Origin of the sequence: Streptomonospora salina, assembly GCF_014204715.1 — a bacterium.
GTDB lineage: Bacteria > Actinomycetota > Actinomycetes > Streptosporangiales > Streptosporangiaceae > Streptomonospora > Streptomonospora salina.
The window spans coordinates 4,217,581-4,241,784 of sequence record NZ_JACHLY010000001.1 but is presented as its reverse complement, the minus strand read 5'-3'; the positions used below and the strand labels follow the sequence as shown (position 1 = coordinate 4,241,784).

The 24,204-nt window shown below is 71.9% G+C and carries 26 protein-coding genes and 2 pseudogenes; 15 read left to right on the top strand and 13 right to left on the bottom strand.

Features of this window, described 5'->3' with window-relative positions; all coding sequences use genetic code 11:
• Positions 1–24: 24 nt before the first annotated feature.
• The 11 genes from HNR25_RS26640 to HNR25_RS19030 all read right to left on the bottom strand — a co-directional run bounded on the left by HNR25_RS26640 (position 25) and on the right by HNR25_RS19030 (position 7,395).
• A complete protein-coding gene (locus HNR25_RS26640; protein WP_184637318.1) occupies positions 25–432 on the bottom strand; it encodes a pilus assembly protein TadG-related protein in 408 nt (135 codons plus the stop codon).
• Positions 429–881 carry a TadE/TadG family type IV pilus assembly protein gene (locus HNR25_RS19075; RefSeq protein ID WP_184637316.1) on the bottom strand — a complete coding sequence of 151 codons (453 nt, stop codon included), beginning with the start codon at positions 879–881 and terminating at the stop codon, positions 429–431. The genes HNR25_RS26640 and HNR25_RS19075 overlap by 4 nt, the downstream gene beginning before the upstream one ends.
• Positions 878–1,273 carry a TadE/TadG family type IV pilus assembly protein gene (locus HNR25_RS19070; RefSeq protein WP_246463766.1) on the bottom strand — a complete coding sequence of 132 codons (396 nt, stop codon included), beginning with the start codon at positions 1,271–1,273 and terminating at the stop codon, positions 878–880. The genes HNR25_RS19075 and HNR25_RS19070 overlap by 4 nt, the downstream gene beginning before the upstream one ends.
• Positions 1,270–1,494 (bottom strand): hypothetical protein, encoded by a 225-nt coding sequence (locus HNR25_RS19065; RefSeq protein WP_184637314.1) that lies wholly within the window; start codon positions 1,492–1,494, stop codon positions 1,270–1,272. The genes HNR25_RS19070 and HNR25_RS19065 overlap by 4 nt, the downstream gene beginning before the upstream one ends.
• Entirely contained in the window at positions 1,475–2,380 is a 906-nt protein-coding gene (locus HNR25_RS19060; RefSeq protein WP_184637312.1) for a type II secretion system F family protein, read from the bottom strand. Before HNR25_RS19060 ends, HNR25_RS19065 begins: the two co-directional genes overlap by 20 nt.
• Positions 2,380–3,249, bottom strand: coding sequence for a type II secretion system F family protein (locus tag HNR25_RS19055; protein ID WP_312862630.1), 870 nt, complete (start codon positions 3,247–3,249; stop codon positions 2,380–2,382). Before HNR25_RS19055 ends, HNR25_RS19060 begins: the two co-directional genes overlap by 1 nt.
• Entirely contained in the window at positions 3,246–4,607 is a 1,362-nt protein-coding gene (locus HNR25_RS19050; protein ID WP_312862629.1) for a TadA family conjugal transfer-associated ATPase, read from the bottom strand. Before HNR25_RS19050 ends, HNR25_RS19055 begins: the two co-directional genes overlap by 4 nt.
• Complete coding sequence (locus tag HNR25_RS19045) at positions 4,604–5,392, bottom strand: CpaE/TadZ family protein (protein ID WP_184637308.1); 789 nt, start codon at positions 5,390–5,392, stop codon at positions 4,604–4,606. Before HNR25_RS19045 ends, HNR25_RS19050 begins: the two co-directional genes overlap by 4 nt.
• Positions 5,392–6,060, bottom strand: a complete 669-nt coding sequence (locus tag HNR25_RS19040; RefSeq protein ID WP_184637306.1) for an SAF domain-containing protein — start codon at positions 6,058–6,060, stop codon at positions 5,392–5,394. Before HNR25_RS19040 ends, HNR25_RS19045 begins: the two co-directional genes overlap by 1 nt.
• A 136-nt stretch (positions 6,061–6,196) precedes the next feature.
• Positions 6,197–6,787, bottom strand: a complete 591-nt coding sequence (locus tag HNR25_RS19035) for a hypothetical protein (RefSeq protein WP_246463763.1) — start codon at positions 6,785–6,787, stop codon at positions 6,197–6,199.
• A gap of 275 nt (positions 6,788–7,062) precedes the next feature.
• Entirely contained in the window at positions 7,063–7,395 is a 333-nt protein-coding gene (locus HNR25_RS19030) for a hypothetical protein (RefSeq protein WP_184637304.1), read from the bottom strand.
• Between the two features lie 678 nt (positions 7,396–8,073).
• On the opposite strand from HNR25_RS19030, the gene HNR25_RS19025 reads away from it, so the two are divergent.
• The 12 genes from HNR25_RS19025 to HNR25_RS18970 all read left to right on the top strand — a co-directional run bounded on the left by HNR25_RS19025 (position 8,074) and on the right by HNR25_RS18970 (position 21,047).
• Positions 8,074–8,592: a flavoprotein gene (locus HNR25_RS19025; RefSeq protein ID WP_184637302.1), complete on the top strand. Its 519-nt coding sequence runs from the start codon at positions 8,074–8,076 to the stop codon at positions 8,590–8,592.
• A gap of 11 nt (positions 8,593–8,603) precedes the next feature.
• A complete protein-coding gene (locus HNR25_RS19020; protein ID WP_184637300.1) occupies positions 8,604–9,815 on the top strand; it encodes a helix-turn-helix domain-containing protein in 1,212 nt (403 codons plus the stop codon).
• Positions 9,816–9,904: 89 nt separating this feature from the next.
• Complete coding sequence (locus tag HNR25_RS19015; protein ID WP_184637299.1) at positions 9,905–10,189, top strand: hypothetical protein; 285 nt, start codon at positions 9,905–9,907, stop codon at positions 10,187–10,189.
• 187 nt (positions 10,190–10,376) lie between these two features.
• On the top strand, positions 10,377–10,943 hold the full coding sequence (locus tag HNR25_RS19010; RefSeq protein WP_184637298.1) for a hypothetical protein: 567 nt from the start codon (positions 10,377–10,379) through the stop codon (positions 10,941–10,943).
• Between the two features lie 74 nt (positions 10,944–11,017).
• A complete protein-coding gene (locus HNR25_RS19005) occupies positions 11,018–12,349 on the top strand; it encodes a cytochrome P450 family protein (protein ID WP_184637297.1) in 1,332 nt (443 codons plus the stop codon).
• Complete coding sequence (locus HNR25_RS19000) at positions 12,241–13,452, top strand: cytochrome P450 (RefSeq protein ID WP_184637296.1); 1,212 nt, start codon at positions 12,241–12,243, stop codon at positions 13,450–13,452. Before HNR25_RS19005 ends, HNR25_RS19000 begins: the two co-directional genes overlap by 109 nt.
• Before the next feature lie 113 nt (positions 13,453–13,565).
• A complete protein-coding gene (locus HNR25_RS18995; protein WP_184637295.1) occupies positions 13,566–14,396 on the top strand; it encodes an SAM-dependent methyltransferase in 831 nt (276 codons plus the stop codon).
• 87 nt (positions 14,397–14,483) lie between these two features.
• Positions 14,484–14,699 carry an FxLD family lanthipeptide gene (locus tag HNR25_RS18990; RefSeq protein WP_184637294.1) on the top strand — a complete coding sequence of 72 codons (216 nt, stop codon included), beginning with the start codon at positions 14,484–14,486 and terminating at the stop codon, positions 14,697–14,699.
• A 66-nt stretch (positions 14,700–14,765) separates the two neighbouring features.
• The gene (locus HNR25_RS18985) at positions 14,766–17,714 is read left to right on the top strand and encodes a lantibiotic dehydratase (RefSeq protein ID WP_184637292.1); all 2,949 of its coding nucleotides are present in this window, start codon (positions 14,766–14,768) and stop codon (positions 17,712–17,714) included.
• Entirely contained in the window at positions 17,711–18,874 is a 1,164-nt protein-coding gene (locus HNR25_RS18980) for a lanthionine synthetase C family protein (RefSeq protein WP_184637289.1), read from the top strand. Before HNR25_RS18985 ends, HNR25_RS18980 begins: the two co-directional genes overlap by 4 nt.
• 26 nt (positions 18,875–18,900) lie before the next feature.
• Positions 18,901–20,076: a methyltransferase, FxLD system gene (fxlM, locus tag HNR25_RS18975; protein WP_184637287.1), complete on the top strand. Its 1,176-nt coding sequence runs from the start codon at positions 18,901–18,903 to the stop codon at positions 20,074–20,076.
• Positions 20,077–20,546: 470 nt separating this feature from the next.
• Positions 20,547–21,047 (top strand): 3'-5' exonuclease, encoded by a 501-nt coding sequence (locus HNR25_RS18970; RefSeq protein ID WP_246463762.1) that lies wholly within the window; start codon positions 20,547–20,549, stop codon positions 21,045–21,047.
• Between the two features lie 104 nt (positions 21,048–21,151).
• Here the strand turns inward: HNR25_RS18970 and HNR25_RS26145 are convergent, their stop codons facing one another.
• Positions 21,152–21,412, bottom strand: coding sequence for a CHAT domain-containing protein (locus HNR25_RS26145; RefSeq protein WP_246463760.1), 261 nt, complete (start codon positions 21,410–21,412; stop codon positions 21,152–21,154).
• 16 nt (positions 21,413–21,428) lie between these two features.
• Positions 21,429–21,503: pseudogene (locus HNR25_RS27145) on the bottom strand (hypothetical protein); the annotation flags it as partial.
• 72 nt (positions 21,504–21,575) lie between these two features.
• Between HNR25_RS27145 and HNR25_RS18960 the strand changes: the two are divergent.
• The 3 genes and pseudogenes from HNR25_RS18960 to HNR25_RS18950 all read left to right on the top strand — a co-directional run.
• Positions 21,576–21,782 (top strand): annotated as a pseudogene (locus HNR25_RS18960) (IS982 family transposase); the annotation flags it as partial.
• A gap of 236 nt (positions 21,783–22,018) precedes the next feature.
• Positions 22,019–22,612, top strand: a complete 594-nt coding sequence (locus tag HNR25_RS18955) for a TetR/AcrR family transcriptional regulator (RefSeq protein ID WP_184637283.1) — start codon at positions 22,019–22,021, stop codon at positions 22,610–22,612.
• A gap of 75 nt (positions 22,613–22,687) precedes the next feature.
• On the top strand, positions 22,688–23,599 hold the full coding sequence (locus tag HNR25_RS18950; protein WP_184637281.1) for an SMP-30/gluconolactonase/LRE family protein: 912 nt from the start codon (positions 22,688–22,690) through the stop codon (positions 23,597–23,599).
• Positions 23,600–24,204 lie beyond the last annotated feature (605 nt).

The following is a 24,204-nucleotide window of genomic DNA, read 5'->3' as shown; positions in this document are numbered from 1 at the left end:
TTTACCTCGCCTTGGTCGCCTACCTCAATCCGGGGCCCGGGCGGCCGCGGTCGCCCGCGCCTGGGCGGTGCGGGCTCCGATCGGCAGCAGGCGGGATTCGTAGTCCAGCCGGGCGGTCACGGTGATGCGCGCCTCCTCCACGGCCACGGTGCCGGTCGCCCCGGATCGGGCGAGATAGGAACGGGCGGTGCGGGCGGCTTCGGCGGGGGCGAGTTCGCGCTCTCCGGTGGCGCGGAAGGCGGCCAGATCCAGCTGCTGGGCGCCGGCGCGGGCGGCTTCGGCGGCGATAGTGCCGGCCTGGCCGCGGGTGGCGAGCATGCCGCCGGCGTCCCACACCAGCGCGATACAGGCCAGCACGGCGGCCGTGATGGCGACGACGAACACGGAGGCCTGCCCCTCATCCCGGCTCCCGCTGTTGGGACGACGGCTCATGGCGCTTCCCGGTAGGTGTCGATGGGCACGCGGGCCCGGGCGGTGATCGTGCGGGTCTGGCCGGCGAAGGCGCCGAGCCCGTCCATGCGGGTGGTGCAGACCAGGCGGGCGGTGACGGTGCCGCCGGGCCGCAACCCCTCCAGTTCCAGGTGCAGCCGGTGCTCGCCGCAGGCCAGGCCGGAGCCCTCCAGGCTGCGTCGCGCGGCCTGTTCGGCCGCCGCCCGGGCGGCGGGCAGGTCGTTGTGCAGGGAGGCGGCGCGGGCGGCGGCGTGGGCGACGGGGTCGGCGGCCAGCTGCGCGGTGACCTGGCGCCCGGCCACCACCAGCAGCAGGGCGGCCAGCAGCAGGACCGGGGCCAGGATCAGCAGCTCGACGGCCGCGGCCCCGCGGTCGCCGCCTCGCCCCTGCCGACGGTTCGCGATCCTTCGTGTGGCCGGGATCGGGGTCATGGCGGGCTCCCCGCAGTCTCGACCGGGCCGGACAGTTCGGCGGCCACGCTCGGGGCCCAGCCGGGCAGCAGAGCGGTCACCTCGGCCCTGACCTGAACGCGCGCGCGGGCGGGGCCGCGCTGCAGGTCGATGTCGACGTCGCGCAGCAGATGCCCGCCCAGGTCGGTGCGGGCCTGCTCGGCCCGCACCCGCGCCGTCGCCGTCGTGGCGTCGGCGCCGCGCAGCGCGGCCAGGCTCTGCTCGGCGACGGCTTGCGCCCGGTGCTGGGCGTGGGCCCACAGCCCGACCTGCACCACGGCCAGCACCAGCACGAAGGTGGCGGCCAGGCTGAGTGCGGCCTCGGCCGCGCCCCGGTCCCCTCGCCCGCGCAGGCGCAGACGCGGGTGTTTCATTGGTTGAGTCCCAGGTCGAGCGATTCGGCGGCGGAGATGAACAGTTCGGTCAGGATCGCGCTGATGGCCACGGCCACGCTGATCGCCAGCGCGGCCAGCAGGATGTACTGGGCCGAGAAGTCGCCCCGGTCGCCGCGGCGCCGCAGGCGGGCCGCGCGGGCGCGAAGAAGGCGCAGGGGGGTGCATGGACGGCCTCCGTTCTCAGGTGGGGGTGAATCCACCGGCCACCGCCGCCAGGGCGGGGTAGCCGATCAGTAGCAGGAACCCGGCGATCAGCAGCATCACCGGCAGGCTCATCCGCTCGGTGGCGGCCTGGGCGCGCGCTTCGGCCGCGGCGGATTCGCGGGCGCGCAGGGCGGCGGCTTTGGCGGCCAGGGAGGCGCGCACCCGGGCCCCGTCGGTGCCGGCGATGCGCAGCGAGGCGGCGATCTCGCCCAGCTCCTGGACGCCGGTGGTCTCGGCCAGCTCGCCCAGCGCCCGCCAGGCGGGGACCCGGCCCAGGGCGGCGCTGTGCAGCGCCAGGCGGATGCGCACGAACGCGCGGGTGGGGCTGGCCGCGGCGGCGCGTGACAGGGCGCCGGTGACGCCGGCGCCCCCGGCCAGGGCGATGACGACCAGGTCGGCGAGCACGCTGGTGGCCGCAGCCAGCTCGGCGCGCCGGGTGGCGGCGTTGGCGCGCACGGCCGCATCCGGGGCCATCCAGCACGCCAGTCCGCAGCACAGCCCGCCCAGGACCACGGCGACCGGGGGCAGGCCGGTGCCCAGGGCGGTGAGGGCGGTGCCCAGGATCAGCGGGGCGGCCACCGCGGCCACGGCGGCCACCGCCTTCTCCGCCAGATACTGCTGGATCTCGCGCTCGGTGGCGGCCAGGTCGCGGCGGATGCGCCGGGTGGGCAGCCCCAGGGCGGCCAGCAGCGGGGCGCCGTGACGCCCCCACCGCACCAGCGCCGGCTCCGACGCCCCGGCCGGGCGGGACGGACCGGTCGCGCCCGGGGCCGAGGCGGAGGTGGTGTGGAGGCGTTCGGCCAGGCTCGGCCTGCGCAGCCCCCACGCGAGCACGAGGGCGCCCGTCCCGATCACGGCCCCGGCCATCAGCAACCCCAGCATCAGGCCGCCTCCCCGGCCGGTGCGGCGGCGGGGCGGGGCGTGAGCAGGCGCCGGCCCAGGTCGGGGCGGGCCATGCGCTGCAGCCACACCAGCGCCCCGGCCCAGATCGCACCGGCCACGGCCAGCACCAGCTGCCCGGTGGGGGTGGCGTAGGGGGTGAGGAAGTCGGGATCGAGCAGCACCAGGCCCAGGGCCAGGGCGATGCTGGTGGCGATGATGATGCGCACCGACGTGCGCAGCCGCGCCCGGGCGGCGGCCACCCGCTGCAGGGACGCGGCGCGTTCGCGGGCGGCCTCGGCCAACCGGCCCAGCACCGCGCCCACGTCGCCGGTCTGGCCGGAGTGGGCGTGGGACAGGGCGATGGCGACCAGGTCGCCGGTGGGCACCGCCGCCGCGGCGGCGAAGGCCTCCAACGCCTCTTCCGGTGTGGTGTCGCGGGACTGCAGGTCTTCCTGCAGCCGATGCACCGCGGGACGGATCGCCTCGGGGGCGATGGGGGCGCTGGTGGCGATGGCGTGGGAGAGCCCGGAGGCGCCGGCGATCATGTCGCGCAGCATCTCGGCCCAGGACGCCACCGCTTCGATGCGCGCCACGGCCGCCGCGGTGGTGCGGTCCGGGCCCAGCACCGGCGGCAGCCACCACATCCCGGCCGCGGCCAGGGCCCCGGCCACCGGCCACCCCGTGGCCGCCGCCGAAGCGAGCCCTACCGCGGCGGCCAGGGCGAGTCGGCGTGTGACGGGTGTGCGCAGAGCCGGTCCGATGCGCGTGCGCGCTCGGGTGCCCAGGTCGCCGGCCGCGGCGGCGACGGCGAGCAGGCCCGCGGCGATCGCGGCGCCGGCCGCGGCGCGCAGCAGGAGTTCGGTGCTCACCGGGCCCACCCCCACTCCGGGGCCGGCGCCACCAGCCGGGCCGGATCGAACCCGGCGCGCTGCAGCGCCTGCGCGGTGTCCGGACTCGGCGGGTCGGCCCCGGACACCTCTCCGGTGGCCGGGTCGCGGGCGTAGATCTCGTTGGAGCTGACCTGGCCGCCTTCGGCGCCCACGACCTCGCGCACACTGGTGACCATCCGCCCGGCCTCGCCGTTGCTGATGTGGACGATCAGCGGGCCGGCGGCGGCCACCAGCAGGCCCGAGGCCTCCAGGCTGAGGCGCTCGGTGGACTGGGCGGTGTAGGCGGCGACCTTGGCGAACACCCCGGCGCTGCTGCTGGCGTGCAGGGTGGTCATGGACCCGTCGGTGCCCATGCTCATCGCGTTCAGCACAGCCACGGTCTCCGGCCCGCGGGTCTCGCCCACGATGACCCGGTCCGGGCTCATCCGCAGCGCTTGGCGCACCAGATCGGCCAGGCTCACCTCGCCGTGGCCCTCGATGTTGGGCGGGCGCCCCTGCAGCGCCACGCACTCGGGATGGGTCTGGCCCTCGTCGAGGCGGTCGAGGTTGAGTTCGAGGGTGTCCTCGATGGTGACCAGCCGCTCCTCGGGCGGGATGTGATCGGCCAAAGCGCGCAGCAGGGTGGTTTTCCCCGCGTTGGTGGCCCCGGAGATCACCAGGTTGCGCCGCGCCCGCACGGCTGCGGCCAGCAGGTCGTGGGCCGTGTCCTCGACCATGCCGGCCCGCCGCAGCCGCACAAGGCCCAGATGGGCCACGGGGTGGCGGCGGATGGTCACCGACGGGCGCCGCGACAGCGCCAGGACGGCGTTCAGCCGGGCGCCGCCGGGCAGTTCGACGTTGAGCATGGGCGCCGCGGCGTCCCACCGGCGCTCGCCGGACTCGGCTTCGGTGGCCAAGCGGCGGATGAGGTCGACCAGCTGCTCGTCGGAGTCGGCCAGCGGCGGGTGCTGCTCGCGCACCCCGCCGGTGCGGCGCACCCACACCCGGTCGGCGCCGATGCAGGTGATGTTCTCCACGGACTCGTCGGCCAGCAGCGCCTCCAGCGGGCCCAGCCCCGACACCCGGGCCAACACCTGGCGGCGCACCTGCTCCTCCGCCTCGGCGGGCATGACCGGCTGGCCCCCGGCCAGCTGCCGGCGGGCGCGCTCGTCCAACAGGGCGGCGACGATGTCCTGGGCGCGCCGGTGGGAGGCGTCCCCGGCGGCCATGGGCCGTTCGGCGGCCACGTCGGCGCGGGCGGCCTCCTGCAACCGGCGGGTGGCCTCGGCCGCCAGTTCGCGCACCACCGGCTCCCACTGGCCGGACGAGGACGCGGGCGTGTGGGGTGGTGTGCTCACGTGTCGCCTCCCGAAGCGCGGTCCTGGCCGGCGGCGATGAGTTCGCGCATCCGCTGCTGGCGCGTGCGGTGCTCGCCGCGGGCGCGCTCGCCCAGTGCGGCGGCGCCGCGCAGGAGCGGGCGCCGCCCCATCCGGGCGGGCCGGGCCTCCCGCTGCCCGGCGATGTAGTCGGCCGCGACCGCATCGCGCGGGATACGGCCCCACACCTGCAGGCCGGTCTGCTCGGCGACCTCGGCCCCGCCCATGCCGGCCCCGGCCAGGGCCAGGCCCACGCGGGTGCCGCGCTCGGGCAGTGCGGCCAACACCTCGGCGCAGTCGCACACCCGCCGGATCTGGGCGACCTCGGCGGAGGCGAGCACCACCAGCGCGTCAGTGCGCCCGGCCAGCCACGCCCCGTAGGAGCGCGGCGCCATCCGGCCCAGATCCAGTAGCAGGGCCGTGCCCGGTGCGCGCAGCACCTCCACCGCCTGGGTCAGCTGCCACAGGCACGGCTCGGCCCGATGCGGCGCCGCGGGCGCCAGCACCGCGGGCACGCCGCCTTGCAGCGGCTGGGTGTGCTCCCACACCACGGCGTCGCCGTCCGCGCGGGGGTTGCGGGCTTGAGCCGCCAGTGACAGCAGCCCCACCTCGCTGCCGCGGCCGCGCCAGGCCGCCACATCGCCGCCGGAGGCATCGGCCTCGACCAGCAGCGGCCGGTCCTGGTCCTCGGGCCAGGCGGCGGCCATGGCCAGCGCGAGCGTGCTCACCCCGGGCGATCCGCCCAGCGAGCAGACACCGATGAGCATCACAGCCCTCCCTCGGTTCGCGACACCAGCGCCAAGCGCAGCCGTTCCTCACCGGCCGCGCGCGCCACCGCCTGGGCATCGGGCGCCTGGACCACCAGCTCGACCACGGTGGTCGCACTCGAGGCCGCATCGGCCTGCTGCACCCGGTGGATGCGCGCCGGGACCGAGCGCCCTTGCGCCCCCGGCGCCTCCTGGGCGGCGCCGTCGTCGGTCTCCTGCGGCGCCTGGTCGCCGGGTGCACCCGAGGCGGGGGTGATGATCGCCGCCACCGGGCTGCCCTCTTCGGCCGAACCCGGCAGCACCCCGGGGCCCACGGCCGCCGACACGATCGCCTGGTCCTGGGGCGGGTACTGCTCCTTCGCCCCCAACGCGCTCCGGTTCAGGGGGGTGCCGTCGGTCAGCGGCACGGCCAGGCGCTTGCCGAAAGCCTGATGCGAGCGGGCCTCGACCAGCCCCAAGCCCGCGGCGGCCCCGTCCAGACGCACCACCCGCACGTCCTCCTCGGCCAGCACATGCCCGGCCGAGAGGTCACGGTCGGCCGCCAGCACCGCCACCTGCTCCTGCTGGCTCAGGCCGATCGCCACGTTGGCGCCGGCACCCAGCGCCACCAGCAGCACCCCCGCGCTGATCCAGCGCCAGCGGCGCCGCCGCACCGGCCCCAACCGCACCGACGCGCCGCTTTTCCGGTTTTTCTGATCGGTTGTCTCGGGTTTCTCCGCCGTCGTCGTCACCGCTCGCCCTCACCGCGCCGAGGAGTGTCGTGTCCCTGCTGAACCGGACCGCTGCGGCCCGGGCCTCACTCCGTCACCGCGTCACCACCCCGTGGGACTCGGTGACCTCCACCCGCTCCTGCGCGCGCGTGGTCAGCGGCTCCAGCTCACCGCCCTCGCCCTCGCTGCTGGACCACGCCACGTTCCAGGTCACCTCCACCCCGACCGGAAACGCCCCGCCGGGCGCATCGGCCGAGGAGCGGGTGAAGGTGTGGCCGCAGTCGGGCGACGCCGCCTCGGGGGTGTGGACGGCGGGGTCGTAGGCGGTACCCGGCCCCGCGCACTCCACCCGGGTGTCCCCGCCCAGCTCCCACACGGTTGTCGTGGGCGCGGCGGTGACCTCCACCGACCCGCCCGGCACCGACGCTTCGGCGCTGACCGGCTCCCAATCCCGGTGATCGACCCACAGCCAGGTGGGCACCCCCACCAGCTGCTCGGCCTCCAGCGCGGGGGAGCCGCCCATTTGCGGAGCCGGCAGTTCCATCGACGCCCGCGCCTCATAGGCCACGACCACCGGATCCACCGCCGCCTCGCCCGAGCCGGGCACTTGGTCGGCCGCGAGGTCCGCACAGGCGGTGCCGTCCTGCTCCAGCTGGGTCTCCGGAACACCGCTGTTCGTCGGCACCCGAACCCGGTCCGTCTCGCAGTCGGAGCTGCCCTCAGCAGGTCCACTGCCGCCGCCACCGGAGGTTTCCGAACCGCCGGTCGAGGAGTCGTCGGACTGTGGAGGGGGACCGGAACCGCCCGGGTCCGTCTCCGTCGATCGTGCGCTCACGTCACAACCGGGACCGCCGTTCTCGCCGCACGTCCATGAGCTGTAGAACCCGTTGTCATCGGCGAATGCCGCTTGCGCTGAAACCCAAAGAAGAACCGCGGTGGCCATGATCATGACACCTGCCCTCAGCATGTATCCGGACCCCAGTTGCGCATGTCCGTGACCTGCCATGACAAGGCATCGCGCGTGATAGTCGCGTCGATCCGGATGTTCTTTTCGCCGGAAGGCGGCTCGCCCTCTGCCACCCACCGAGAGCCATCCTGGCAATCGCGGATTTCGACGACGTCCTCCTCAGCAGAGAGAACCTCTATGTCGTGCCGAGGTTCTCCCTCCAGTGGGGTGTCGATCCCCTCAAGCCCTTGACGCATCAGCTCAGCCGCATCTCCGGCGGCATACCTCTCCAGGCGCGGAGGGTCCGCATTTGCTTCGCGGGAAGCCTCGACGGCAACTTCCCACATGGACTTATAGGTAGCGACAGCCTGCTCTTCTGGGCTCGGCGACGCAGTCTGCGTTTTCGAAGAGGAGGTAGGCGTCGAAGTAGAGGCGCCTGGTTCTTGAGGGGCATTACACGATGTAGCCAGCAACACGAGACACGTCCCCGCGACGCGCGACAGGCTGATCACGTACGACCTTCCCGCATCGTTACCATCCCTGTTCGGGGAGTGACGCTAACAAGTGGCCTGATGTGATCCAAGAGGTTCTTGACGTCACTAATGGCCCATTTCGGCCACCCGCTACGTGTCGATCACGCTATTCCAGGTCAGCGCACGATCACTGACCGCGATTTTCTTGGTCACGTCAACGCGGTCATGCGCGACCTCTGCAGGCCCGCGCAACAACGAAGTCCGCGAACCTCAGCGCGACACTGGCCTCACGCGCCGGACCCAGGTATGGCTGCAGCACCTGCCTCGGACGGCGGCCGGGTGAGCAAGCGGAGAGTGTGGCCGTAAACCGCCTGGACCGTGGGAATCGTGTCGACGCGTACCCGCTCATCCGTAGCGTGCAGCCCCTGGTACTGCGGACCGAACCCTGCGGTGGCGGAGTTCAACGATCCAGCGCGAGCCACGTGCAAGTGACGGGGCCCGTGGTGACCGCGCTAGCCATAGCAGCGGGCGGGCGGCTCCTACACTGCCCTCATGCCCGCTTCACGCACGCTGTATCTGGTGGTCTCGGCCGCTCCCGCGCCCGAGGGCATCGCCGATCTGGTGGAACTCCTGCAGGAGCAAGGGTGGGAAGTCGTCGCACTATCGACTCCTACCGGCACGAACTTCCACGACCCCGCGGAGCTGGCGAGTCTGACGGGGCATTCTGTGCGCGTGGATTACCGCATGCCCGGCACCGGATCGCCCATGCCCAAGGCCGACGCGGTACTGGCGTGTCCTCTCACGTTCAATTCCGTGAACAAGTTCGCTCAGGGCATCACCGACAACATGGCGATCGGGCTGTTGTGCGAGATGACCGGCTACGGGGTACCGACCCTGGTGGTACCGCATTGCAAACCCCAGCTCGCCGCCCACCCGTCGTTCGACCGCTCCCTCCAGACCCTGGAGGAGATCCCCCGCGTGACGATCCTGTTCGACCCCGATGCCCCGTACCACCGGCGCATGCCGACCTGGAGCCGTGTCGCCGACACCCTGAACGATATGACTCCCTGAGGAGATCATCCGTGGACGCAGCCACGCGCGGGCAGACCATTCGGCGCGCCCGCAAGCGCCGCAACCTTTCCCAGACCGCACTGGCCGGACTCGTCGGCCGCTCCGAGTCGTGGCTCTCACAGGTCGAGCGTGGAAAGCGCAAGGTCGACTCACACGAAGTCCTCACGCGCTTGGCCGAAGTCCTGCGCATCGATATCCGCGATCTGACAGGCGACGAGGCATCCGACTATATCGGCGCACGCTACGCCGCCGCTCGCGACATCGAGACCGCCATGACGCGCTATACCACCCTGGAGACGATCATCCAGGACACCGGCGAGGCGCAGGCCATCGACGTCAGTCGGCTCCGTACCGAAGCGGATCGTACCTACGCCGCCTACCAGGAAACCCGCTACGACGAAGTGGGGCGGCGACTGCCGCGTCTGATCCGCGACGTGGAGGCGGCGGCCCGCAGCCGGGGAGCCGACCGGCCGGCGGTGTGCTCGGCCCGGGCGCAGGTCTACAACACCGCTGCGGCCGTACTTCGCCGGGTGGGCGAGCGTGAACTCGCGTGGCAAGCAGCGGATCGCGCCATGTCCGCCGCCGAGTGGGCCGATGAGAATCTACTCGCCGCCGTGGGCGCTTACCGGCTGACCTACGTCCTCATATCGCGGGACCGGCGCGGCGCGGCGCTGGACCTGGCGATGGGCGCTGCCCACGCGTTGGAGCGGCGGATGAACCCCGGCACACCAGGGGAGCTGAGCGTATACGGCGGATTGCACCTGGCCGCCGCTACCGCTGCAGCTGCCGATTTCGATCGGGCGAGCATCCCTCGATTCCTCGCCGATGCGCGGCGCGCTGCCGAGCGGCTGGGGCACGACGGCAATTTCTACGGGACGGCGTTCGGCCCCTCCAACGTCGCGATCCACACAGTGTCAACGGCTGTCGCCGTGGGCGACGCGCAGACCGCCGTCGACACAGGCGAGGCCCTCGACGTCAGGACGCTTCCGACCGGGCTCGTCGGCCGCCGCGCCCAGGTGCAACTGGACATCGCCCGCGGATACACGATGCGGCGGATGGACGCCGCAGCGGTGAACACCTTGTTGGAAGCCGAGCGGCTCTCTCCGCAGCTCATTCGATACGACTCCGCCACCGGGGACGTGCTGACCGAGCTGATGAGTCGTGAGCACCGCCGCTCTACTCCGGAACTGCGCCCACTGGCCCACCGCGCCGGCGTTACCTGACCCGCACGCCGGTACCCGCACAAAAGTGCGGGTTTTTTACCTTCGCGCCGGTACGGATCCCGCGGCCCTGCCACGCCTACGTTCGACACATGCCCAATGACGTCCCTGTACCCGTGATCCCCCCGAACGTCGAACTCGGCCGGCTCAACGCCGAATACGGCTCCTTCTGGGGAATTTGGCGTTCTACCGACCAGCACGGCACCCCCTCTGCTTGGTGCGCTTCGAAGAAACCTGAAGCACCGCACCGGTGGGCACCGACGCTGCATGCCGGAACGGCCGCTGAACTGGAAACCCAGATGAAGGATCCGCCGCGCGCGATAGGCCTCAATCCCGGCCTTGGACCATGGGAAACCCGAGCCACAGGACTCGTGTGATGGCCCGTCGGCACGAAGGACCACCGGCATCGCCGACCGAACGGCATGGCGACACCTGGGACCTCCGACCGTTGACCGCCCAGGCTCTCCGAGGTCCTGTTCGAACCCGGCACGGCGCGCATCGCGGTGAAACCAGAATTCCGCAGGCAACCGCGGCTGACCCGTATACATGATGCCGAACAACTCAGTGGATCAGTCATTGCGCCGCTTGCGCGAGCGGTATCCCCGCTGGGACATCCGCTACCACGCCATCACCTCCTCGCCCGAACGCGGAGTATTCGTAGGCAGCATCGCGCCGGCACCCGAGTTCCTGCGGGGCGTCCTGACCGCTGCGGCCGTGAGCGAGGAAGGACTCCTCCGGCAACTGGAGATCCATGACCGCGTAGCGCGATGCATCGCCGAAGCCGCCAACACGAACAAGAAGGCACTCACCACAGATGAGGAGGCCGTGGCCCCGCTCCAACGGCAACACCCCCGGTGGCGGATCCGCTACGAGAGTGCCCCCGGCTGTGGCCGGTTCGTGGCCACCCGGTCCCTTCCCCCGGAGCAGGTGGCCCTGGGGCTCCTGGAGACCGTGACCGCCGACAACGCCACCGATCTGGCCCACCGCCTGGCCTACCAGGACGCCCTCGCCGCCGGCGCGGACGCGGTGATCCAGGGCATCGACATCGATCCCGACGCCCTGGACGAGGACGCCGCCGACCTGGTCGCCGGCTGCGAGGAACTACTGCGCCGCGCCGCCGGAAGCCTCTGAGACCGCGCCACCCCCGGAACCGGGCCAGGTGCCCTCGACCGCCCCCTCTCTCCCGTGCGAAAGCGACTCCCCCCATGCCGCCGGCCCCCGAACCCCCACCGCCACCGCCGCTGCTGCGGCTGGACGATCCCGCCCTGGACCTGCCCACCGCCCTGGACCGCCTCGATGGGGAGCACTTCGAGCGCGGGCTGGTGCCCGTCGAGCTGGAGAAAGGCGTGCCCGCCTGGCTCATGATCAGCCTGCCCGTGCTGCACCGGGTCCTCAAAGACGAGCGGTCCTTCGCCCGCGACCCCCGCGCCTGGCGCGACTTGTGGAACGGCACCATCCCGCAGGCCAGCCCGCTGCAGGCGCTGTATCCGCCCCGCAAAAACGCCTTGTCGGTCGACGGCGCCGAACACGAGCGGCTGCGCACGGCGCTGACCGGCGCCTTGCAGGAGGTGTCCCTGGCGCTGCTGCCCGCCCGCATCCGCGAGATCGCCGATGTCGTCATCGACGGGTTCTGCACCCGGGGCCGGGCCGACGTGGTCTCCGAGTACGCCTCCGTGCTGCCGCTGCTGGTGCTGTGCCGATTGTTCGGCATGGACCAGCCCGCGGGGCTGCGGGTGGGCATGGCCATGCAGCGGCTCTGGGACGGCGAGGCCGACGCCGGCCACGCCCACCACCAGCTCCAAGACCTCCTGATCGGCCACGCCGCTCACCGCCGCGCCCACCCGGGCCGCGACATCACCAGCGGGATGGTCGCCCGCGGGCTGGAGGATGCGGAGATCCGCGACCAGCTCGCGCTGATCATGGCGGCCGCCCACGACCCCATCGCCCACGCGCTCGCCAACACGCTGGCCGACCTGTTGCAGACGTCGCGGCTGCACATGGTCGGCTCCACCTGGCTGATCAGCGAGACCCTCAACCAGGGGGTGTGGCGCCACCCGCCCTTGGAGACTCTGGTGGGCCGCTTCCCCACCGCCGACGGCCTCGAGGTGGGCGGCTACCGGCTGCGCCGGGGCGACTGCCTGATCATGGGCTTCGGCGCCGCCCAACGCCACCAGCTGCGTACCGCCCCGCCCGAGCCCTCCAACCGCGCCTATCCCGTGTTCGGCATGGGCCCGCACGGCTGCCCGCAGTTGGGCCGCGACATCGCCCTGGCCATCGCCCAGACCGGGGTGGAGCGCCTCCAGCAGCGCCTGCCCGACCTGCGCCTGGACCAGGACGACGCTCCGCGGCGCGCCTCCACGGTCATCGCCGGACGGCGCAGCCTGCCCCTGACGTTCACCCCCGCCCGCCCCCTCACCCAGGAGGACCCGTGGAATCCGTCCCCCGCCCCACGTCGCGCATCCGCCTCGAACTCGACGACCCCGCCACCAACACCCGGCGTCTTCGAGCGGCTGGCCCGGTGGCTGCGGTCGAGCTAGCCGGCCTGCACCTGTGGGCCGCCTGTAGTGACGAGGCCCTGCGCACCGTCCAAGGCGACACCAGCGGCACGTTCCTGCGCGGGGCCGAGAACTGGCCCGCCCTGCACCGCGGCGAGGTGGACCGGTCCCATCCGCTGGTGGCGCTGGTGGGAGACCTGCGCAGCCTCCTCGCCCTCAACGGCACCGAACACGAACAGATCCGCCGGCTCCTGCGCCCCGCCTTCACCCCGGCCGCCGTGAAACACCGCCGGGGCCGGATCGAGGCCGTCACCGACCGCCTCCTCGACGGGATGGAAGCCGCCGGGCCGCGGGTGGACCTGCTGGACTTCGCCTGGCAACTGACCGTGGAAGTGTTCCTCGACCTCTTCGGGCTCGGCCCCGAGCACGCCGAACGCTTGAGCGACATCACCACCCGCGCCTTCGCCCTGTCCGACCCGGGGGTGCACGCGGAGGCCCGCGCCTACATCGCCGACCTGCTCGACCACACCCCGCCTGAGGCCGCCGGCGGCGACCTGCTCTCCCTGCTGGCCACGTCCCACCGGGCGGGCGACGTGTCCCGGGCCGACGCGATCGACACCTGCTACCTGCTGATCGTCGCCGGTTTCGACACCACCCTGGGCGCCCTACTCAACGCCGCCCAGGCCCTGGCCACCCACCCCGACCAGCGCGACCTCGTCCTGTCCGGACAGGTGGGCTGGGCGCCGGCGATCGAGGAGTGCCTGCGCCGCTACAGCTCCGTAGCCACCCTGCCGATCTGTTTCACCACCCGCGAGGTCGAACTGTGCGGCACGGACCTGCCCGCCGGGACCGGGGTGCTGCTGGGCATTTCCGCCGCCGGACTCGACCCCCACCGGTGGCACGACCCCGAGGCCTTCGACGTGACCCGCAACCCCAAGGGGCATCTGGCCTTCGGCCACGGCATCCACTACTGCCTGGGCGCCCACCTCGCCCGCCTCGAACTCGAAACGGCCCTGTCGGGCCTGTTCACTCGCTTCCCCCACCTCGCAGTGGCCGACGAGGTGCCGCCGCTGCCCAGCTTCATGATCCGCCGCCCCGCCAGCCTGCCCATAAACCTGACCCCCGACGCCGCCCGCGCCGCCTGAGCCTGCCCCCTCACGTGCGGTCAACGCACGGGTCCGCCCAATCGCATGAACGCCGGGGCCCGAAGCTCTCCGCATCCATATAGACCGCCTCTGCTTTCGACAGGTGCATCACCATGTCCGACCACACCCCCGCTCCCCCGACCGGCGTCGACCCCCACACCCCCAGCGCCGCCCGCCTCTACGATTTCTACTTGGGCGGTAAAGACAACTACGCCGCCGACCGCGACGCCGGCACCGAGCTCCTGGAACGTATCCCCGAGCTGCACAGCACCGCCCACGCCAACCGGTACTTCCTGCGCCGCGTCGTGCGCTACCTGGCCGCCGAGGCCGGAGTGCGCCAATTCCTGGACATCGGCTCCGGGCTGCCCACCCAGGACAACGTCCACCAGGTCGCCCAGCGCCACGCCCCCGGCGCCCGCGTCGCCTACGTCGACAACGACCCCATCGTGCCCGCCCACGCCCGCGCCCTGCTGGCCGGCGACCCCGCCACCACCGCGGTCGCCGAGGCGGACCTGCGCGACCCGGCCGGCATCCTCGACCACCCCGAGATCCGGCGGATGATCGACTTCACCCGGCCGGTCGCCGTGCTGATGATCGCCGTCCTGCACTTCCTCACCGACGACGACCATCCCTACGAGGTGGTGGCCGCGCTGCGCGACGGGCTGTGCCCGGGCTCCTACATCGCCGTCTCCCATTTGGAGAACGAGACCAGCCCGGAGCGGGTGGCGTTCATGGAGCAGGTCTATGCCCGCAGCTCCGCGACGCTGCAAGGGCGCAGCCACGCCGAGATCCGCCGGTTCTTCACCGGGCTCGAAGCCGTCGAGCCCGGCGTGGTCCCCATCTCCGAGTGGCGCCGCGACCCGGACAAGCCCTACTGGCCACCCGAGCAGGCCTGGGGCGACGGCGGCCTCGGCCGCCTCACCCCGCCAACGCCGAAGTCGTGATCGGCGAGCCGATCGCCTCCGCCGATCCCCCTAACGGGTGACGAGCGGCGCACAGATGCAGAAACGCAACGACCGAAGGAGTCCCACATGACAGCCACCATCCCCGACGGCCCCGCCGGACAGGCCCCGCCTGCGAAGGACACCTTCGGCGGCAGCACAGAGGCCGACAACCCCCTCGCAAGTTTCGCGCTGCAGGTGCAGGTGGTGCCAGAGGCGGTCAGCGATGACGGCCTGGTGCCGTGCGGGACCGGCGACGGGTGCGGCGCCACCTGCGCCAGCGCCTGCGCCAACAGCGGTGTCTGACCACCGCCCCCGCGATGTGCGGGGGCCGCGCGGCCCCCGCACATCGACCCGCCCCACGCACAACGAATGGGGGATGCACCTATGGACCGCTACTACCGACGGGACGGCCCCTTCCTGTTGCGCGCCGCCCGCGCCCATCCCGGCGAGGCGCCGTCACGGTGGCCCGACCTGGCCGCGGACAGCGTCGACGATCTGTGCACCTGGGTTCGCCAGGTGTGGCACGGGCCCATCGCCGCCGCGATCGCCGATGCCAGTCCGTCGCTGGCCACCACGCTGGGAAACATCAGCGACGGGACGCCGCCGGAGGCCAAGGTGCGCCGTGCGGCCACGGCCCTGGTCGGATACCTACTGCGCGCCACCGGACGCGCTACGCCCTTCGGCCTGTTCGCCGGGACCGCCCCCGGCACCTTCGCCCCCTGCGGCAAGATCCGGTGGGGCCACGACCACCATACCCTGGTGCGTCCCGATGCCGCCTGGCTTGAAGCCGTCGTGGCCGAGCTCGAAGCCGTGCCCGCTGTGGTCGAGCGGCTCGATGTGGTCGCCAACAACCGGCACCGGCAGCGCGGCGACTACCTCGTCCTGGCCGACGGGCAGAGCCGCATCGAACTGGCGGCCACCGCCCCGGTTCTCACTGCACTGCACGCCGCGGCCGCTCCGACGTCGTCGGCAACGGTCGCCGAGCGGGTGCGGTCCGCCTTCCCCGCGGCCTCCGACCACCACGTCGCCGACCTGCTCAGTGGCCTGCTCGCCCACGGATTCCTGCTGTCGAGCCTGCGCCCGCCCAGCACCGCCCCCGACCCGCTGATCCACCTGCGCGACGAACTCGTCCGCTGCCGCGCTGATGAGATCGGCGACGCCGCCGCGGCCGCAGCACGCGTGCACGCCGCCGCAGCATCGCCTTCCGTGTCGCCCGAGGACACCGGACCGGCTGCGGTGACACGGGACCTGCGCCTGGACTGCGACGTGGCCGTGCCCGAGCGTGTCGGCGCCGCAGTGGAAGCGGGCGTCACCGCGCTGCTGCGGCTGTCGCCCCATCCCACCGGCTCCCCGGCCTGGCGCCGGTACTACGAGGCGTTCGTCCACCGCTACGGCGCCGCGGTCCTCGTCCCGCTGCTGGACGCCGTCGACGCCGACATGGGCGTGGGATATCCGCCCACCTTCCCCGGATCGTTGATGCCGCCCCGTCCCGACGAACCGCCGCAACGCGACTCGCGGCTGCTCCAGCTCGCCCAGGAAGCCGCGGCCACGGGCACCGAAGAGGTCGTCCTCGACGACGCCGCGATCGACCGGCTGGCCGTGGCACCGCTGGATCCCCAGCGCATCCCTGCGCATGTAGAGGCGGCGGTGCGGGTGCGGGCCCGTTCGATGGAGGCGATCGAGTCCGGCGATTTCACCCTGCGCATCCGGCCGGGCCAGGCCGCGGGCACCTTCACGGGCCGGTTCAGCCCGTGGGAGTCGGACCTGGCCGCGCTCTACCGCCGTCTGCCCCCGGCCACCGCAGGAGCCGTCCGCGCCCAGCTGGTGTTCCCCGCACGTCGGCCGAGTGCCGACAATGTCGCCCGCACGCCGCGCTTCCTCGACGACCTCGTCTGCCTCGGCGAGTACCCGCCCGAGGACGACGGGCTGATCAGGGTGGAGGATCTGGCGGTGATGGCCGACCGGGACCGCCTGCACCTGGTCCACACCCCCACCCGCCGCCTTGTCGAGCCCCAGGTGGTGCACGCGTTGTCGTTGGAGCACCAGGCGCCGCCGCTGGCCCGGTTCCTGGCCCAGTTGCCGCGCGGGTGCCTGGCCCAGTTCGACCGCGTCGCGTGGGGCGCGGCCGCGGACCTGGCGTTCCTGCCGCGGCTGCGCTACGGGCACACCGTGCTGTCGCCCGCGCGCTGGCGCCTGGAGAGCGACGATCTTCCGCCGCACGGCGCTACCCCTACGGAGTGGCGCGCGGGGTTGGAGCGCTGGTGCGCCCGGTGGCGGGTGCCTCGGCAGGTCGAGCTCGCCCAGGGCGATCAGGTGCTGCCGCTGGACCTACAGGAGCCCGCCCACACGGCGCTGCTGCGTAGGCGCCTGCACCAGGCCGGTCACGTGCTGCTCACCGAGGCCGAGCCCGACGACGCCCGCGGCTGGATCCAGGGCCGTGCCCACGAACTCGCCGTCCCCCTGGTCACGGCGACACCGCCGGCGCCTTCCCCGCTGGGCAGGACACTGGTGAAAACGCGCGACCGTGATCGCGGCCATCTGCCCGCCGACGACGACGCCGACTGGCTGTATGCCAAGATCTATGCCCATCCCGAGCGCCAGAACGCGATCCTGCCCCAGCACCTGCCCGCTCTGCTGGCCGAGACGGGCGAGCCCGACTGGTGGTTCCTGCGCTACCGCGGTCCGGATGATCCCGACCACCTGCGCTTGCGCCTGCGTGTAGCCGATGGCGCCCACGCCGGGCAGGTCGCCGCGGCCCTGGGCGCCTGGACCCGAGGGCTGCGCCGGGCCGGCCTCTCACCCCGGATGAGCCTGGACACCTACTACCCCGAGACGGGCCGCTACGGGCAGGGAACAACCCTGGAGGCAGCTGAGGCGGTCTTCGTCGCCGACTCCGCCGCCGTCGTGGACCGCCTGCGTACCGGCGCAGGCGAGGGCTGCCCCGATGCGGCCGCGACCATGGCCGCCATGGCCGCCGCATTCACCGGAGGGTGGCCGGCAGGCCTGGACTGGCTCATCGACCAGCCCGCCCCGGCCCCGGCCCGGCCTCCGCAGCGGGAGTTGCAGACCGCGACCCGCGCACTGGTCGACTCCGGCCACGGCCTTCTCACCGACGAGCTGCACCGCGCCCTTACCCACTACGGGTCCCTGCTGCGCGCCGGCGGAGGTCCGCCCACCGACACGGTGCTCACCTCCCTGCTGCACATGCACCACATCCGCGCGCTCGGCGTCGACCGCGACAGCGAACGCACGTGCCGTCGTCTGGCCCGCCACGCCGCCCTGTCCCAGACCGCACGCACCCGCGAGGCCGCCTCATGACCCCCACTGTCCTCGACGACCCGCACCTGCACACCCCTCCCGCCATCGACCCCGGCCCCGGGTGGGGCCAGTCTCTGGCCAACGGGGCCCTGGGCCCGGCCCTGCTGCACCTGGCCGCCGCGCGCTCCGGCAACGGCACCACCGAGGCGGCTCGGGCATGGCTCGATGCCGCCACCCGCACCCCGGTCTCCTCCCACCCCGACGGTTCCCTCTACTGCGGTGCCGGCGCCCTGGCCTACGTGCTGCACACAACGGCGCCTGCGCATCCGGCCATCGCCGAACTCGACGCCCACATCGACACCCTGGTCCGCACCCGGCTGGCCGCGGCCCACGACCGCATCGAGGCCGGGCGCCTGCCCGCCCCGTCCGAGTTCGACGTCATCAACGGGCTGACCGGCATCGGCGCCTACCTGTTGGCCCGTGCTCCCGACAGTCGCCGCACCGCCGATATCCTCACCTACCTGGTGCGCCTCACCGCCCCGCTGCACCACGACGGCGACCACCTTCCCGGCTGGTGGAGCCTGCGGGCCCCGCTCAGCCGCGGCGCCTTCCCCGGCGGCCACGCCAACCTCGGCCTCGCCCACGGCATCAGCGGCCCTCTCGCCCTGCTCTCCCTGGCCCTGCGCCGCGGCGTCACCGTCGCCGGCCAGCACCGGGCCATCACCCGCATCTGCACCTGGATGGACGACTGGCGCGCCACCGACACCGACGGCACCTCCTGGCCCCGCTGGATCACCCGAGCGCAGTACCGCGGCGCCGCACCCGCCGAGACCAACCCGATGCGCCTGGCCTGGTGCTACGGCACCCCCGGCCAGGCCCGCGCCCACCACCTCGCCGCGCTGGCCACCGGCGACGAACGGCGCCGCGACACGGCCGTGGCTGCCCTGGCGGCCTGCGCCGCCGACGCCGACCGCATCGCCACCATGGACGGATCGCTGTGCCACGGCCGCGCCGGACTCCTGCAGTGCCTGCGCCGCGCCGCCGCCGACGACCCCACCGCCACCCTGGCGTGCCACCTGCCCGACCTGGAACACCAGGCGCGCGCCGCAGCCTGCACCGGCACCCCGTTTTTGGAAGGCTCCTCCGGACGAGCCCTGGCGCTGCTGCCCGCCGCCGCCCACACCAGCCCGTGGGACACCTGCCTGCTGATCACCGGATAACCGACTATCGAGGAAAGGCCACACCGTTGGACGACTCTCAACTGCGCAACCACCGCGTCGACGCCCTCATCGACGACGGGTTCATCACCACCCCCGCCGTCGAAGCGGCGATGCGCACCGTGCCGCGCCACCTGTTCCTGCCCGACGCCGACCTCACCGAGGCCTACGAGGACACCAACGTCCCCACCAAGACGGGACCCGACGGCGAATGCCTCAGCTCGGCCTCGGCACCCCACGTCGTGGCCCTGATGCTGGAGCAACTGGAGATCGGCCCGGGCGACCGCGTCCTGGAGGTCGGCGCCGGCACCGGCTACAACGCCGCCCTGCTCACCCACATGGGCGCCGAGGTGACCACGGTCGACATCGACGCCGACGCCGTGGCCCACACCCGCAAAGCCCTCGACCGCGCCGGCGTCGAGGGCATCCGTCTGGTGGAGGGCGACGGCAATGCCGGCGTGGCCGAGCAGGCGCCCTACGACCGCATCGTCGTGACCGCCGGCGCCTGGGACATTCCCCCGGCGTGGATCGACCAGCTGGTGGAGGGCGGTCTGCTGGTGGTGCCGCTGCGGCTGCGCGGCACCACCCGGGCCGTGGCGTTGCGGCGCGACCGCGACCGGCGCCTGGCCAGCGAGTCGGTGCGGTTGTGCGGGTTCATTCCCATGCGCGGCAGCGACGACGGCGAAACCGATATCGACCTGGGCGAGAACGTGCGCCTGCGCTGCGACGAGGACCAGGATATTCCCGGCGCCCTTCCGCCCGGTGTCCTGGAGGAGCCCCGCTACAGCTCCTGGTCGGGTGTGGAAGTCGCCGTGGAGCCGATCACCGGCATCTGGGGACGCTTGATCCTGTCCGAGGCCGGAACCTGCCGGATCGCCGCCGAGGAGTCGGCGGTGCGTTTCGGCCGGGCCAATCCCGCCATCCCGATGCTCAGCCCCGCCATCGTCGAAGACGGCTCACTGGCCTATCTCGCAACCCGACGGCTGGGTCCCGGGCGCAGCGAGGCGGGCGCCTACGGCCACGGCCCCGCCGCCGACCAGCTATGCCGGCGGCTGATCGACACCATTCGCGCCTGGGACACCGACCGGCAGGAGCACCTGCACATCTCGGTCGTCCCCCGCGAAGACACGGAAACCCGTGTGGGAGACCAGTCCCGGTCCGCCCGGGTAGTGCCCAAGCACCACGTGGACCTGACCCTCACCTGAGAACGCGACGGCTGCTGCCGACCGGCCAGGACACCGTGTGCGGCCGAGCCCCGCGCGAACATCCTCGGGCGGTCGGCAGCGGCCGACCAGGCGGCGCGGAGACCGCGAACAAGCGCGGCGACGGCCATGATTGCGTAACCGGACCGCCCCTGAGGAGCGCTCCAGGTTCTGATCGATTCCTCCGCCCTAACCGTGAGCTGAACCGCGCCAGGTGAGTATCGGCTCAGGTGGAGACCGGTCTGCTCGGTAGGGCCTTATCGAGCCGTCCCGCGCCGCACGCGAGCGGCCGGCCGTCCACGCCCGCTACGACGACGACTGACCACCACGCCGGGAGCCCTCACCATGACCGAGCAGCCCTGGACTCAGGCGCCCCTGATCGCCCTCGACCTGGAAGGAACCGGATCCCAGACAGCGAGGACGAGGCCATCCTCGAAATCGCCGCGATCCCCCTCGTCGGCGGGCTCCCGGCCATGGGCCAGGCTTACGAGACGCTGATCAACCCGCGCCGTCCTGTTCCCCGCCGCCCCTGGATCTCACCGGGCTTGACCGACGCCGTCCTGGCCGAGGCTCCCCCACCCGATGCGGTCAGGCCCGAACTCGTCCCTCGCCTCACCGACCGCTACCTCGTGGGCCACAACGTCGGCGTCGACCGGCGACTGCTGCATCGGCGCTATCCCGGCATCCGCCCGGCCGGCGTGATCGACACCCTGCGCCTCGCGAAGCTCACTGGAGCAACCCAACGTTCCCTGACCGCCCTCGTCGACCGCTACGCCCTGACGGAACGCGTCGGCGAACTGGTGCCCCACGGGCACCCCCACCGGGCCCTGTGGGACACCGTCGCCGCCGCACTCCTGCTCCAGGAACTCATCGCCGAGCAGTGGCCGTCACCACCTGACTTCGACGCGCTCGTCGCCAGCGCAGGCGAGCGGTTCGGCCATCACAACGATCCCGAGCAGCAGACGCTGCTGTAGAACACGCGTGGCAAGCCGGAAACACAAAACCAACCGCTGGGCCGGGCCGGTCGGCCAGAACGGGGCGCGGCAAGGGGGTCTCCTGTGACGTCCCTGTGGTGGGGTCAGGCCCCGGTGTGGAGGTAGGCCGCCCAAAGGGAGGGCACCTTGCTCCGGTCGTATCCCTGGGGTAGATCCACCCCGTCGCGGACGGCGCGGACGGCGGTGTGGAGGGCGTAGGCGGCCCGGTCGGGAGCCAGGTGCCCGTCGGGGCCGCGCAGGTGGATGTAGAAACCGTCGGCGACGGTGACGGCGACGTGGTCGTTGATCCCCCACAGGGTGCCCCACCACATGAGGGAACCCGGCCAGATGGATCGCCTCGTCAAGAAGACCCCTGGTGTGGATGGCCGCGGTGTTACACGCCGAGAGGTAAACCAGTCTGGCTCCATCCAGACGGACTGGGCCCAGGCTGGCCACGGTCAGCGGGTCTTGGGCGTGGTCACTGAGCAGCAACTGGCTTTGCCCCACGAGGACGAGCCCGCGAACCCCTCGTTTCCCGGCTGGCTGCGCCAGCGGATCGAGGCCATCATCTGGACGTTGAAGAACCAGCTCGGCCTGGAACGCCACGCCGCCCGCACCACCGAAGGGCTCTGGGTCCGCACCTGCCAGCGCATCTGCGCCCTCAACGCCGCGATCTGGCACAACTGGCTGATCGATGCCCCGATCAAGCGATCGCTGATCGCCTACGACCACTGACCCGGGCACCCAACAACTCCCATCAACGATCTCGCGCCAGGTACTACTCGCGCAGCCGCGGAGGCAGCTTCACGCGACCTCAGCGCGGCCTGAGCAACCACCAGTCCCTTTCCACCAGTTCGATTTGGGCGCATGCCATCACTTGACCGGATGCAGCCTCCGCTTTATGCTCGTAAGCATACGGAGGCTGCATCCGCTTTAATGCGGCCGCAAGATCAGAGCAGGCAGGAGCACGCATGAACGCCGGCGAACAGCGGGGACGCAAACCGCGTGCGGACGTCCGGCGCAACCGCGCAGCCCTCCTGGATACCGCACAGCGCCACTTCCTACAGCACGGGGTTGGCACCTCACTGGAGGCAGTGGCCAAAGAGGCGGGAGTGGGGCCCGGCACCCTGTACCGGCACTTCCCCACTCGGGAGGCGCTGCTGGCGGCCGTGCTCCAGTCGCGCTCCGAGGAGCTGGTAGCCCGCCAGGCGGACATCGAGCAACTCGACGACCCGACCGAGGCGTTGAAGCAATGGCTGCGGGCGATGGAGGAGTACTTCAGCGCCTTCAGCGGGCTACCGGACCCGCTCATGACCGCGGCCCGGGCGCAGGATCCGGACAACCCGCTCACAATCCCCTGCGACATTCTCATCACCGCCACCGAGAAGTACTTGCGCGCCGCGCAGAGCGCGGGGCACGCACGCGCGTCGGTACGGGGCTTCGACCTGTTCCTCACTGCTTGTTCCATTGCCTGGCTCAAGGGCAACGGGGCCGAGGAGAAGTCGCTGAGTCGTCTGCGTTCGCTCATCGCGAGCGGCTACCGCAAACGGGACGAGAAGGCGTAAACCACTGGACGCCCTGGCTCACTCAGTTTCCGATCCGCCAGCGTCCGATACCGCAGTTTCATCAAGGAGGGATATATGGTTCGTTCGTCAAGAGTGCTGCCCGCTGATGCTCGTCGTGTTGTGGCGCAGGGTGGTTTCGGTTATCTCGAGGGCGCTCGGTGGAACCGTGGGGCGCTGTGGTTCTCGGACATGACCCGGCGCAAGATCTGCCGCCTTTCCCCTGGGGAGGAACCCGAGGATGTCGCCGAGGTGCCCGGTCGGCCTTCGGGTCTCGGTTTTGGCCCCGATGGGGCACCGATGGTTGTTTCCATCGAGGATGGGCGGCTGCTGCGCGTGGGAAGTGGCGGGTTGGACGAACTCGCCGACCTTGCGCCGGTCGCGTTTCATCCCAACGATATGGCCGTGGACCGAGAGGGGCGCGCGTATATCGGTCCGCAGGGCTACGTTTTCGGAAGCGATCCCGTCGGTGTGGGTTTGATCATTCGGCATCCTGACGGCCGGATCGACACCGGTGGCGAGGACCTCATTTTTCCCAACGGCATCGCCATCTCAGGCGACGGGAGCACCCTGATCGTCGCAGAATCGTTCCGGGCGCCACGGGCGAGGCTCACCGCGTTCACCGTGACGGACGAGGGTGCACTGGTGGACCAGCGCGTATTCGCTGAATTCGGGTCACCGGATACAGAGACCATCGATGGTATCTGCATCGACAGTGAGGGTGCGGTATGGGCGGCCTTTCCGTGGATTGGTGAATTTCGGCGTGTCCGCGAGGGCGGCGAGGTTACCGACGTAATCCAGATCGAACCGGACACCGCCGCATATCCCAACGGCGGCACGTTCGCTGTGGATTCGGTACTCGGCGGACCGCAGATGCGGACCCTCTATCTGCTCATCTCGGATACAAGTCCTGAGCGCCTCGGTAATTCCTTCGATGCCACGGGTCGCATCGAAGCCATCGAGGTCGAGGTGGCAGGCATCCGGGACTGACGACGGGCTCCCGCGCCGGAGCAAACACAGTCCGCGACAGCGTTTCGGCATGTTTCGCTCCCTCCACGACGGCCATCCTGAAGATGAATCGCGCCGCGCACCGCCCTCGTGCACGGATCCAGCACGAGGGCGACCTCGGCGGCACGTCTCGTACACCCGGCAAGCCAAAGCCGAACACGAAAAGCGCACAGTCCCCCGCGCTTCAGCCGGCAGTCTTGCCGTGCCGCTACCTGCGAGCATTTCCAAGCCTGCTGGCACCCGCACAGTGTGTCCTGCACCGAGTCTTACGACGGCCGTCTCCTTGCCAGGGCCAACCGCACTACGCCCGACCGCCATGACGGTGACTGCGCTCCAGGGTGCGGCGTGACAACGGCAGCGCGGCAGGATAGAACAGCATGTGAAGCCTCTGGTTGTCGTGGTGATCGTGGTTGACCACCCATCGACCAGGGGCTTCTTTCTGTTTTCAGGCCGTTGCGGGAGTCGGTGCGAGCCTGTGACCTGGACTCACAGGATGGTAAAGGCTCGGTGAACCCGGGCGGCAGGACATGCGTCCCGCTCTAGCAGAGCGTGCTCCTGCACGGCACCCCCGGCGTCCTCGACGATCA